We start from the raw sequence: 12,275 nt of genomic DNA on the forward strand, positions 1-12,275 counted from the left end.
GGGCGGTGAGCGGTCTTGATCGCCCCGTGGACAGACCCTGGACCAGACCGTGAGCGACACCTCCGCCTCCGTCGGCACCCTGGCCGGCGCGTTGGAGCACACCCGGCGGATGCTGGCCGCACGGCCGGACCTGGCGCAGCAGCAGACCCTGGAAATCCTCAAGGCGGCGCCCGGCCATCCCGAGGCGTTGCTGCTGCTGGGCCAAGCCCTGGAACGGCAGGACCGGCTCGGCGAGGCCCTGGAGGTGCTGACGCCGCTCGCCGCCGCCCAGCCGCGCTGGGCGATGGCGCACCTCGAACTGGGCCGGGTCCGGGGCGCCCTGGGCGACGGTCCCGGCGCGCTGGCGTCCCTGGCCCATGCGCTCTCGCTGAAACCCGATCTGGCCGAGGCCTGGCGGCTGAGCGCCGAGCAACATCGGCTAGCCGGAAACACCTCCGCGGCCCAGGCCGCCACCGCCCGGCAGATCGCCTGCGCCACCCAGGATCCGCAACTGCTGGAGGCGGGGGCAGCCCTGGTGGAGGGGAAGCTGGCGGTGGCGGAGCACACCCTGCGTGAGGTGCTGAAGACGCGCCCCGACGAGGTCCCGGCCCTGCGCATGCTGGCCGAGGTGGCGACGCGGCTGGCGCGCTACGAGGACGCCGAAACTCTGCTGACCCATGCCCTGGCCCTGGCGCCGGAGTTCGACGCGGCGCGGCTGAACCTGGCCATCGTGCTCTACCGCCAGACCAAGGCCGCCGCCGCCGCCGCCGAGGTCGAGAAGCTGCTGGCCAAGGATCCCCGCAATCCGGGCTATCGGAACCTGAAGGCCGCCGCGCTGGGCCAGACCGGCGACTATGGCCAGACCATCGACATCTACGAGAAGCTGCTGGCCGACTTCCCGGCCCAGCCCAAGGCCTGGATGAGCCTGGGCCATGCGCTGAAGACCGTGGGCCGGCAGGCCGACAGCGTCGCCGCCTATCGCCGGAGCCTCGCGCTTGCGCCGGCCCTCGGCGAGGCCTGGTGGAGCCTGGCCAATCTGAAGACCGTGACGTTCAGTGACGACGACGTGGCGGCGATGCGCGGCCAGTTGGCGCGGGAAGACCTGGCGGCCGAAGACCGCTTCCACCTCCACTTCGCGCTCGGCAAGGCGCTGGAGGACGCCGCCGATTACGCCGCCTCCTTCGAGCAGTACGCCCTGGGCAACGCCCTGCGCCGCCAGACCCTGACCTATGACGCGCAGGAGACCCACGACCATGTGCGGCGCTCCAAGGCGCTGTTCACCCGGGGCTTCTTCAGCGAGCGCGAGGGATATGGCGGCGAGGCGCCCGATCCGATCTTCATCCTCGGTCTGCCGCGGGCGGGCTCGACCCTGGTGGAACAGATCCTGGCCAGCCACTCGGCCATCGAGGGCACCATGGAGCTGCCCGACATCCCGGCCATCGCCAAGCGGCTGGGGGGCCGGTCGCGGGCCGAGGAGGGCTCGGCCTATCCGCAGGCGCTGGCCGACCTGGACGCCGACGCCTGCCGGGCGCTGGGGCAGGAGTATCTCGACCGTACGCGGGGCCAGCGGAAACTCGGGCGCCCGTTCTTCATCGACAAGATGCCCAACAACTTCTCCCACGTCGGGCTGATCCATCTGATCCTGCCGAACGCCAGGATCATCGATGCGCGGCGCCACCCCCTGGGCTGCTGCTTCTCGGGCTTCAAGCAGCACTTCGCCCGCGGCCAGGGCTTCACCTACGACCTCACCGATCTCGGCCGCTACTATGGCGACTATGTGGAGCTGATGGCCCACTTCGACGCCGTGCTGCCGGGGCGGGTGCACCGGGTGATCTATGAGCGCATGGTGGCCGATCCGGAGGGGGAGGTCCGCGCCCTGCTGGCCTATTGCGGCCTGCCCTTCGAGCCCGCCTGCCTGGCCTTCCACGAGAACGACCGGGCCGTACGCACCGCCAGTTCCGAGCAGGTCCGCCAGCCGATCTTCACCGACGGCGTCGACCACTGGCGCCATTACGAGCGCTGGTTGGTGCCGCTGAAGACCGCCCTGGGCCCGGTGTTGGGAGCCTATCCGGCGGCTCCCGACTTCAAGGCCTGAACGCTCCTTCCACACCCTTCCCAGGTGGCGCCGGCGCAACACCGTTCAATCACCGTGTCCGGACAGCTTGACAGTGTAAGCGCGTCGGGACGCAACTGCGCGTCAGGAGTCGAGATATCGACATTGAGGGGCCTGACCATGCGCGCAAAGACAAGCCTGCCGCGGAGGATGGCGCTCAGCGCCGTCCTGATGACGAGCACCATGCTGGCCGGGAGCGCCTACGCTCAGTCTGCGGGCGGCGGGGCGATGGTCGAGGAGCTGGTGGTCACCGCCCAGAAGCGCGAGGAGAACCTCCAGGACGTGCCGGTGGCGGTCACAGCCTTCACCACCAAGAAGCTCGAGCAGCTCAACGTCAACGACTTCGCCGGCTACGTGAAATACCTGCCCAGCGTCTCCTTCCAGAGCGGGGCGCCCGGATATTCCAACGTCTATATGCGCGGCGTGGCCTCGGGTGGCGACGGCAATCACTCCGGGTCCCTGCCCAGCGTCGGCACCTATCTGGACGAGGCCCCGATCACCACCATCGGCGGGGCGCTGGACCTGCACATCTATGACATCGCCCGGGTCGAGGCCCTGGCAGGGCCACAGGGCACGCTCTATGGCGCCAGCTCCCAGGCCGGCACCCTGCGGATCATCACCAACCAGCCCGAGATCGGCGACTACAGCGCCAAGTACGATCTGCAGGCCAACACCGTGGCGCACGGCGGCCGGGGCCACGTGCTGGAGGGCATGGTCAATGTGCCCATGAGCGACCAGATGGCGATCCGCCTGGTGGCCTGGGACGAGCATGACGCGGGCTATATCGACAACGTGAAGGGCTCGCGCACCTATCCGGTGTCGGGCGTCACAATCACCAGCACCGCCAAGAAGGACTACAACGAGGTCGACACCTTCGGCGCGCGGGTCGCCCTGCTGCTGCGGCTGAACGAGAACTGGACCATCAAGCCCACCATCATGGGCCAGGACCAGAAGACCACCGGCGTGTTCGGCTATGACCCGCTGATCGGCGAGCTGAAGGTCCAGCACTACCTGCCCGAGGACAACCACGACCGCTGGTATCAGGCGGCTTTGGCGGTGGAGGGCAAGGTCTCAGACCTCGACCTCGTCTATACCGGCGCCTACATGTCGCGGAAGATCGACAGCCACACCGACTACACCGACTATTCCTACTTCTACGACACCCTGTACGGCTCGGGCGCCTACATCACCGATGCGTCCGGCGCGATCATCGACCCGACCCAGCGGATCAGCGGCCACGACAAGTTCACCCGCTACAGCCACGAGATCCGGCTGTCCTCGCCGCAGGACTGGCGGACCCGGTTCGTGCTCGGAGCCTTCGCCCAGCGGCAGAGCCACTTCATTGAGCAGAACTACCAGATCACCAACTTCGACCCGGCCCTGTCGCCCACCGGCTGGCCCGGCACCGTCTGGCTGACCGAACAGTTCCGGGTGGACCGCGACTACGCGGCCTTCGCCGAGGTCTCCTTCGACATCACCCCCAAGCTGACTGTCACCGGCGGCATGCGGGCCTTCAAATCCGACAACAGCCTGAAGGGTTTCTTCGGCTTCGGCAGCGGGTTCAGTTCGAAGACCGGCGAGGCGGCCTGTTTCGCCCCGACCAGCGTCGGCAAGGGCCCCTGCACCAATCTCGACAAGCGGGTGAAGGAGACCGGCCAGATCTTCAAGGCCAACGCCACCTACAAGATCGACGACGACAAGATGGTCTATGCGACCTATTCCGAAGGCTTCCGGCCCGGCGGGATCAATCGCCGCGGAACCCGCGCGCCCTACGACTCCGACTACCTCTACAACTACGAACTGGGGTGGAAGACCCAGTGGGCCGACAACACCGTGCGCTTCAACGGGGCGGTCTATGTCGAGGACTGGAAGGACTTCCAGTTCTCCTTCCTCGGCCCCAACGCCTTCACCGAGATCCAGAACGCCGGCCAGGCCCGCATCAAGGGCGCCGAGGTCGAGCTGAGCTGGGTCCCGATCCAGGGCCTGACCATCGGCGGGGCGGCCACCTATACCGACGCCAAGCTCACCGAGGACTATTGCGGCACGGTCAATCCTGCCACCGGCAAGCCGGTACAGACCTGCGCCACCCCCCAGGCGCCCACCGGCACCGCCCTGCCCGTGACGCCCAAGATCAAGGCCAATACGACGGTCCGCTACGAGTTCCCCTGGGCCGGCTTCGACGCCCACCTGCAGGGGGCCTTCGTCTACCAGTCCTCCAACTGGGGCGACCTGCGCCTGGCCGAGCGGGCCGAGCTCGGCAAGCTGCGGGCCTATGCCCAGGCCGACTTCACCGCCGGCGTCGCGCGCGACAACTGGCACGCCGAGCTGTCGATCCTGAACGCCTTCGACAAGCGCGGCGACCAGTACCGCTATGTCGGCTGCCCGTCCTGCGGCGCCGAGCCCTACTTTGTGGTGACCCGCCCGCGGACCATCGCCATCAGCTTCGGGCAGGCGTTCTAGCCCTGCGATAGAGGGCTGCGGCGGGGGTCCTCCCCCGCCGCAAACCCTTACCCGATCAGAACTTGGCGCGCACGCCCACCGTGGCGGTGCGCCCCTGGGTCCCGTAGTTGCGGACCGTCTCGTAGCTGTCGTCGAAGACGTTATCGACCCGGCCATAGACCTCGAAGGTCTCGTTGACCGGATAGGACGCCCGCAGGTCCAGCAGGGTGTAGCTCTGCAAAACGTAGCTGCCCGCGGCATTGTCGAAGCTGGCGCCGACATAGCGAATGGCGGCCGTCGCGGAGAGACCAACCGGCCATTTGTAGGTGGCCGCCAGGTTGGCCTGGTGCTCGGGCCGGCGGGCCAGTTCGCGGCCGTGGTTGGCGCCGGCCGAGCGGTTCTCGGTGTGGGTCCAGGTGTAGTTGGCGTCCAGCTCCAGGGGCCCCAGGTTGGCCGCCGCCACCAGCTCAACCCCATGCGCAGCGGTCTTTGCGGTGTTGTCGTAGTAGCCGAAGCGGGCCACGCCGCCGGGGTTGCAGACCGGGGTCAGCGAGCCGAACGCGCAGGAGACGAAGTCGATCTGGTTCTCCGTCGACCGCGCGAAGCCCGTCGCCGTCACCACCAGCCAACCGTCACCAACACGATGCTCGACGCCCGCGTCCCAGGCGTCCGCCTGCTCCGGTTTCAGCCCCTTGTTCCCGTAGGTCGAGTAGAGCTGATAGAGGGTCGGGGCCTTGAATCCTTGGCCGAAACTGGCGCGCAGGATGGTCGCCTCCCCCACCGTCCAGGCGCCCGCCAGCTGTCCCAGGGTATGATCGCCGAAGGTGTCGTGGCTGTCGCGGCGCAGGCCGACACTGACCGACAAGTGACCCTCAAGGTCCCCACGAAGTTGGCCATAGAGACTGTCGATCCCAACCTTGGCCGTGGCCGCCGCCGGGTTGGGGTTGAAGGCCGACGGCGCGCGGGTGCGGAACGACGCGGCTTCGCGCTCGGCGCCGAAGGTGGCGGTCCAGGCCGGCGCGATCTCGTAGGTCCCCTGGTACTCCCAGCGCCTGTTGCGCCCCGTCGAATCGAAGGTGACGGGGGTCACCGCCTGGGCCGGGTTAAAGTTCAGGCTGTCGGAGTTGGTGTAGCCATAGGCCAGGCGGTTCTTCAGCCGGCCGTCCAGCAGGGCCACGTTCAAGCCGGCGTAGGCCACCAGCTCCTCGATCTCCGCGTACTGGCCGGTGTCGGCGAACACGAAGGCCGGGGCCGGGAAGCCGTCGAAGTCGTTGCGGCTGCGGGTGTAGACCGCCCGCAGGTCCAGCGACACCGCCTGGCTGGCGATCACCCGGGCCCGCCCGCTCACCGCCGTGGTGCGATAGCCGTCGTCCTCGGCCCCCTTGGCATAGGACGAGACCCCGTCGGTCTGATCGTGGCTGGCCGACAGCCGCCAGACCAGGTGGTCGCTGATCCCCCCCGCCGCGCCGCGCACATAGGAACTGTTGTGCGTCCCGGCCTCGGCCTGCACCCCGCCCTCGAAGGCCGAGGTGGGCTCGGCGGTGACGATGTTGACCACCCCGCCGATCGCCTGGCTGCCCCACAGGGTCGACTGGGCGCCGCGCAGGATCTCGATGCGCGCCATGTCGCCGGTCAGCAGGTTGGCAAAGTTATAGCCGCCCCCCGGCGCCGAGGGGTCGTTGATCTTCACCCCGTCCACCACGGCCACGGTCTGGTCGCCCTCCGCCCCGCGGATGCGGATGGTGGTGATGCCCCCCGGCCCGCCGTTGCGGGAATAGGCCACCCCGACGGTGCGCGAGATCAAATCCGAGACCAGCACCTGCTGGCTGGCCGCAATCTCCGCGGCGTTCAGCACGGTGACCGAGGCGCCGACCTTGGCGCGGTCCTGCGGCCCGCGGGCGGCGGTGACGATCAGCTCGCTGACCGGATTGGCCGCCTCCGCGCCGGCGGCGTCGGGGGTAGGTGTCACGGACACAGGTGTCACGGACACGCGCGCCCGATCCTCGGCCAAGGCCGAGGTGGTGGCGCAGAGGGCGACGGCCAGGGCGGCCGACGTCGAAAGCAGATAGGTCTTCATGGGTCTTGCCCCTTTCTCTGACGACGAGCCGCGACCCGGGCGTCAGACGTCACGACCCCGGGGTGGGGGTCAGGGCGCACGATCGCCGGGCCACGGCCCAACAAACGTCGCCTCTCGGGACTAATCCCCGTTCGCTCGGCGCACCCCGGCCGATCGAAGGACGACTGCGTCAGGCAGGTCTCCTGGCTCACGGGTCAACGCCCATTGCGCGCCGCCTTCCCAGATCCTTTAGGGACCCAGTGGCTGATGGCGCGCGGACTCACCGCTTACAGTTGCGGGGGCAGCCCAGGTTTTCCACCTGAGTTCCCTTTTCATCTCCTCGCGGAGAACCTGTCGCAGGGGGGACTTACGGCGAAGCTGGGGGCGGGGTCAATGTGGGCGCTCAACCTCCACAAGCCCAGCGAGGAAGCTTCAGCTTAGAAATGACGCGGCTGCGCTAGTCAGCTATGACTCAAAAAAATGCACGCATTGGGTGAGTGATGGTTGATTTCAAAAAGCTCCAGGAAAGCAAAGGCAAGCCCAAGCCGATAAATCCGCGCGAGATTTTCAATGCGCTCCCGAAGCCGCCAGGCATTAACGACCTGTATGCAAGCCAAGCCGAGGTTTTAGATGCCTGGTTCCCCCGGCGAACCGAGCGTGATGTCGTGGTCAAGCTGCATACAGGAGGGGGCAAAACCCTCGTTGCACTGCTTATGGCCCAGTCGGTGATGAATGAACTCGGCGAGCCGGTCATATACCTCGCGCCCACCAATCAATTGGTCGATCAAGTCATAGCCAAGAGCAAAGAGTACGGCATCTCTGCTGTGCCCTACGTAAGAAAGCAGCCGCTTCAGGCTGAGTTTTACGATGGCAAAAGTGTGTTGGTTGGCTCGTACGAGACCCTTTTCAACGGCCGAAGCAAATTTGGCGTGCGGAACAGCGGTCAAAGCATCGTCAAAGCCGGCGCAATTATCCTAGATGACGCGCACGTTGCGCTCTCATCAGTTCGAGACGCTTTTAGTCTCACCATCACGGCGAAGGACCATAGCGACGTCTACGCCGACCTCGCTGGCCGCTTCCGCACGGCCTTCAAAGAGGTTGGACGAAGTGGGTCTTTTGCAGACGTAACGAACGGAAAAGACTTCGGCGTGATGGAAGTGCCGAGTTGGGCTTGGCAGCGCAAGCTTCCCGAGATCGAGCAATATCTCTCGGAAGTCGTGGAAGATATAGACCCCTTTGTGTGGCCCTTTTTACGAGACAACCTAGCAGTCTGCCACTGCCTATTCAGCCGCAAGTCTGTAACGATCACGCCTATTTTCCCGACGGTCGATCTGCTCCCGACTTTCGATGACTGTAGTCGGAGGATTTATATGTCGGCGACGATCGCTGATGACAGCGAGATCGTACGCACATTCGGAGCGTCCGCAGAAGCGGTCAGCAAGCCAATCACGTCGGCCTCACTAGCAGGGGTCGGGGAGCGAATGATCCTGATACCTGAGCTGATGAAGCTTGAGGGAACGCCGATCACGCCGATGGTGAAAAACATCGCCAAGAAGCTAGCTGAGAACAAGCGAGGCGCTGCGATTCTTACGCCCTCCGGCCACGCTGCGGATCAATGGACTGATATCGCCAAGTATCCGAGCACGGCAAAAGCTGTTGCCGATGAGATTTCTGCGATGCAGTCGGGCACAAGTTACGGCCCCTTGGTTCTAGCCAATCGCTACGACGGGATCGACCTTGCCGGGAACGCATGTCGGTTCCTCGTGATGGATAATCTGCCCCAGGGCACCTCGGACTATGACATTTACCGGGTGAATGTAGTCGCCGACGCCGCCGTCAGTTCACTCATCGCGCAACGAATTGAGCAGGGTATTGGGCGCGGAACACGAGGTGGCGGGGACTTCTGCACTGTAATGCTGATCGGTAGCCGATTGGTTGGGTGGATAGGTCGCAAGAGCAATCTCGCCTTCCTTACGGCAAGCACACGCGTCCAGTTGAGCATGGGCCAGGAAATGAGCGAGACGGTCACGACAGTAAAGGAAGTACACGAGACGGTGATGAAGTGCCTGAATCGGGATGCCGACTGGGTAAAGTATCACGCGTCAGAACTAGCCGAGGCGGCGCATGCTGCTCCTGTGAATATGTTGGCGCTACGTGTCGCCGGCGGCGAGCGGAAGGCTTTCAAGCTCCAGCGGCTGGGCCAGTACGAAAAGGCGCTTCAGACTTTCGAGAAGCTAATCGCTGACGAAGAACTAAAATCTGACAGCCAGCGGCGTGCTTGGCTTTCAGCGCTGGCCGCTCGAATTGCCTATCAAATGGAGGATGAACAGCGGGGCCAGAAGTTGCAAACGAATGCATTCTCGGTGAACAACAATCATTCCCCGCCGAAAATTCGACCGCCTTACGTGCCGCGACCGATCCCGGGAAAGCAGTCGGGCGCGATTGTCTCGCGCCTCCTCGAGTATGATCTGAGGGGAGCCATGCTCGCCGACTTTGAAGAAGCCGTGGCAGAGTTGGTGCCGGCAGCCTCAGCCGCCCGCTATGAGGAAGCGCTCGCGAATTTAGGAACATATCTTGGCTTTGAGGCTGAGCGGCCCGAGAAAATCCATGGAACCGGCCCTGATGTACTTTGGCGGACGGGAGCGACCTTCGATTTTGTAATCGAAGCCAAGAGCAAGAAGGAGGACAATCCCCTTTACAAGAGCGACCATGCTCAACTGCTCGAAGCAGAGAACTGGTTCAAGGGAGCATACCCAGGACGCGCTGCCGTGCGCGTCTCAGCCTTGCCCGAAGCGGTCGCCGACAACAAGGCGAGCACAGCAGGGAGCTATGCGCTACGCTTGGCAGAGATCACCAAACTAGTCGGCGCACTACGCGGTGTATTGAAAGATTTAGTTGCAAGCCCCGGCAAAGCCGACGCCTTGCGGGAACGATGCGAAGCTGCTTTGCAAAAGGCAAATCTAACTCCAGACGGAATCAGGAAGTTATTCCTTGTGACATTCGAAAAAGCCTCCGGAAAAGGACCGTAATCAAGTCAGAGAATATCTGGATACGACACATACGATGGGCGCGCGCGCCGTGCGCGTGTCATCGATCCTATCTTCAGCCAGTTGGTCGAAGAGTGTTTAGGCTCATGTAATCTCTCTGTAACCATCCAGCCTCTTCCAGCTCTTTAATATACTTATTCGCCGATGCCTTTGATCGAAATCCAGCCTCGTGCGCGATCTCTTGTTGGAAGGGCCGTCTGCTAAGGCGCTCTTCTAAACGAATAATGGCACCATAGACCTTGTCGGCTTGCGGACTAATTGGCTTCTTCACGATCTCGAATTCCTTCTCTCGCGCTGCTCTAGGAGAGAAACCCTAAGCGATTCGGGTCCACGGCCTTCGAGGTTTCCATCGACGACAATTGGATATACGTCCGATATTGACGCGAGATTTGGGCTTGAGACAGTGGCGCATGAGCCACCCTCCCACCTCGCCACCATTGCTCTATCCGACACTTCACCTGTGAGGCTGCGTCCATTGAGGTAAGGGGAATGCCCCTCAGAGCGCCCTGATCGCTTATGGGTTACCTTCAATCTTGGCAGTGGCACTAGCGTCAGCCTTCACGCTATCCTCGCGCCGTTACTACAATGGACGGTCGCACGCATGTCGCTTGAGGCTTTGGAAGACACGTGTGCGGAAGACAGCGCCGCACAGTGCGAACCGATAGGCTGCGCGACTGACACCTGCTTGGAGGAAGTTGCTGCGCTTCACGCCTTGTTCCGCCTCCACTCGTCTTGGCCCTGCAGTTCCAAGAGGGCAAACGCCCGTGGCCGCACGGTTGACGGCGAAACGATCTATCACCTTGTGAGTTCAATTCACGGCCTGTCGTGGCCCGAAGCGGAGGTGGCCACGACCTTCCTCTGCGAAGCGATCCAAAATGTCGTTCAGCATGGAAGTGCCGGCGCCTCCGAGGGGCGACGCCCTGAGTGGCAGGCCCATGCGGCGTTTAACGCCGAAACGCGCACGGTTCTCCTCTCCGTCGTCGATGACGGCGTAGGCATTCCGATGTCCCTGGCGCAGCGCATTCCGACGAAGCCCTGTGGCGATACCCAGTTGGTGGCGCATGCGGTGGCCGCTCCACGGGCGCCGCGAGGCCGAGGCAACGGCTTTGCCAGCATGATCCAGTGGATCGATTGTCATCCGGGCTCCGAACTTGTTGTGCGAAGCTTGGCTGGCGGATGCACCTACCGCAGTGGCACTGGCCTGGAGCCATTTGACGAGGCTGAATACGTACAGGGGACGGTCGTCTGTTTGGCCCTGGCTTTGCCAAACACGGGACCCGCAGCGTGAGCAAGACTCTCACGCTCCACGTCGCAAAGGATTTCACCCCATTCCTGGCCGGCCGCTATAAGGCCGACGGACCAGGGAGTGGCGAAGCTCTGCGAGAGATTCTTGCGGCGGCCCTGGCGTCTAATGACAAGGTGCGCATCGATTTCGACGGTACTGCCATGGCACCGGCGTCCTTCCTCGAAGAAGTGTTCGGCGGCTTGGCCCGCGACGCCGGTGAGAACGATGAGGCCATCGGCCGCGTTCGGGCGCGGATCGAAGTGGTATGCAACGAACGACCTGTAGTTTGCACTCAAGCCCTTCGGTACTTTGACGAGGCGAAGCGTTCGAAGTGACTGACGTTCCAGTCCCTCGCCAGGCCGCACATCCAGCGACGGCTGCGCCAACGCCCACTAATCTTGAACTACGGGCGCTGGAACAACGTCAAGCGAGACTCGAAGGGCGAGTGGAACAACTCGCAGCCGACAAAAGCCAAGTTCCGGAATGGGCTTCGCCCGCGATCAGCACACTAGCCCTCGTCGTGGCCTCGGTTGCGGTGATCGCGACCCATCGCTTGAGTGTGCATCGCCAGCGCCGCGACGAGTTTTATAAGAGATTGCAAGAATGCCAGGCCGTGCTCGATAAGGTGGCTCAGGCCGCTGCAGATGTCTGGCGGCAGAAGCATGATCCCGCGGGTTCGCGCAAAGCTATTCAGACTGTTCAGTCGGACCTGGACGACCTTACGGATCGGCTATCCCTACTCGATAGGCAGCATCAGAAATTGAGACTTACCGACGCTCTTGCAGATTTTCGCAATATTGCCACCCTCGATATCGAGAGTGGCAATCGCAAGGCCGACCCGATGCGAGCCGACAAAGTGCTCGGAGCCGCTCGACTGTTGGCTCGCAAACTGACAGCCGCCTCGCACGAAATATACGTATAGCCAAAAGCTAGTTGAGCCGGTCCTTGTCGCGCTCATTCGTATCCTCCTGCCGAGCCGCACCATGCCCACTCTCGCCACCTGCCACTGCTCTGCCGTCCGCCTCACCTGTGAGGCCGCGCCGGTGGAGGTGACCGCGTGCACCTGCTCCATCTGCCGGCGCTATGGGGGGTGCTGTGGGCCTAGCCGGGGCAGGTGCGGATCGAGGGTGGAGGTCTATGGGCGCCGGTCGATCGGGGCTGCGTCGGCGGCGTCACCCACTGGAGCGCCGGGGGTGAACCGGGCGACTGATGGACCTGGAGGTCGTGGCCGCCGCAAGGGTGCGGCATCTGGATGGGGCGGTGAGCGAGCGGTATCTGGACTGAGGCGGGCGCTCGTGGACCCTCGAGGCTCAGGCGGCGGGGTCTGTACGATCTGGCGGAGATCATGGGTCCTCG

7 protein-coding genes and 1 riboswitch are annotated in these 12,275 nt (G+C 64.0%); of the genes, 6 read left to right on the top strand and 1 reads right to left on the bottom strand.

Annotation, left to right across the window (positions count from 1 at the left end):
- Positions 1-109: 109 nt before the first annotated feature.
- Entirely contained in the window at positions 110-2,074 is a 1,965-nt protein-coding gene (locus tag JKL49_RS18675; protein WP_215342882.1) for a tetratricopeptide repeat-containing sulfotransferase family protein, read from the top strand.
- A gap of 138 nt (positions 2,075-2,212) precedes the next feature.
- Positions 2,213-4,552, top strand: coding sequence for a TonB-dependent receptor (locus JKL49_RS18680; protein ID WP_215342583.1), 2,340 nt, complete (start codon positions 2,213-2,215; stop codon positions 4,550-4,552).
- A gap of 55 nt (positions 4,553-4,607) precedes the next feature.
- Here JKL49_RS18680 and JKL49_RS18685 read toward each other — a convergent pair whose 3' ends face one another.
- Positions 4,608-6,608: a TonB-dependent receptor plug domain-containing protein gene (locus tag JKL49_RS18685; protein WP_215342585.1), complete on the bottom strand. Its 2,001-nt coding sequence runs from the start codon at positions 6,606-6,608 to the stop codon at positions 4,608-4,610.
- Positions 6,609-6,763: 155 nt separating this feature from the next.
- Positions 6,764-6,957: riboswitch (cobalamin riboswitch) on the bottom strand.
- A gap of 130 nt (positions 6,958-7,087) precedes the next feature.
- On the opposite strand from JKL49_RS18685, the gene JKL49_RS18690 reads away from it, so the two are divergent.
- From JKL49_RS18690 to JKL49_RS18705, 4 genes are all read left to right on the top strand, one after another.
- Entirely contained in the window at positions 7,088-9,616 is a 2,529-nt protein-coding gene (locus JKL49_RS18690; RefSeq protein ID WP_215342586.1) for a DEAD/DEAH box helicase family protein, read from the top strand.
- A gap of 619 nt (positions 9,617-10,235) precedes the next feature.
- Positions 10,236-10,922: a hypothetical protein gene (locus tag JKL49_RS18695; protein WP_215342588.1), complete on the top strand. Its 687-nt coding sequence runs from the start codon at positions 10,236-10,238 to the stop codon at positions 10,920-10,922.
- The gene (locus JKL49_RS18700; RefSeq protein WP_215342590.1) at positions 10,919-11,254 is read left to right on the top strand and encodes an STAS-like domain-containing protein; all 336 of its coding nucleotides are present in this window, start codon (positions 10,919-10,921) and stop codon (positions 11,252-11,254) included. Before JKL49_RS18695 ends, JKL49_RS18700 begins: the two co-directional genes overlap by 4 nt.
- Before the next feature lie 110 nt (positions 11,255-11,364).
- Positions 11,365-11,841 carry a hypothetical protein gene (locus JKL49_RS18705; RefSeq protein WP_215342592.1) on the top strand — a complete coding sequence of 159 codons (477 nt, stop codon included), beginning with the start codon at positions 11,365-11,367 and terminating at the stop codon, positions 11,839-11,841.
- The last annotated feature ends 434 nt before the right edge of the window (positions 11,842-12,275 follow it).

The sequence above is a fragment of the Phenylobacterium glaciei genome (genome assembly GCF_016772415.1).
GTDB classification, from domain to species: Bacteria; Pseudomonadota; Alphaproteobacteria; order Caulobacterales; family Caulobacteraceae; genus Phenylobacterium; species Phenylobacterium glaciei.

Coding starts and splice junctions, on each gene's coding strand:
- JKL49_RS18690 (WP_215342586.1), top strand. CDS start 7,088: ATGGTTGATTTCAAAAAGCTCCAGGAAAGCAAAGGCAAGCCCAAGCCG.
- JKL49_RS18685 (WP_215342585.1), bottom strand. CDS start 6,608: ATGAAGACCTATCTGCTTTCGACGTCGGCCGCCCTGGCCGTCGCCCTC.
- JKL49_RS18680 (WP_215342583.1), top strand. CDS start 2,213: ATGCGCGCAAAGACAAGCCTGCCGCGGAGGATGGCGCTCAGCGCCGTC.
- JKL49_RS18695 (WP_215342588.1), top strand. CDS start 10,236: ATGTCGCTTGAGGCTTTGGAAGACACGTGTGCGGAAGACAGCGCCGCA.
- JKL49_RS18675 (WP_215342882.1), top strand. CDS start 110: ATGCTGGCCGCACGGCCGGACCTGGCGCAGCAGCAGACCCTGGAAATC.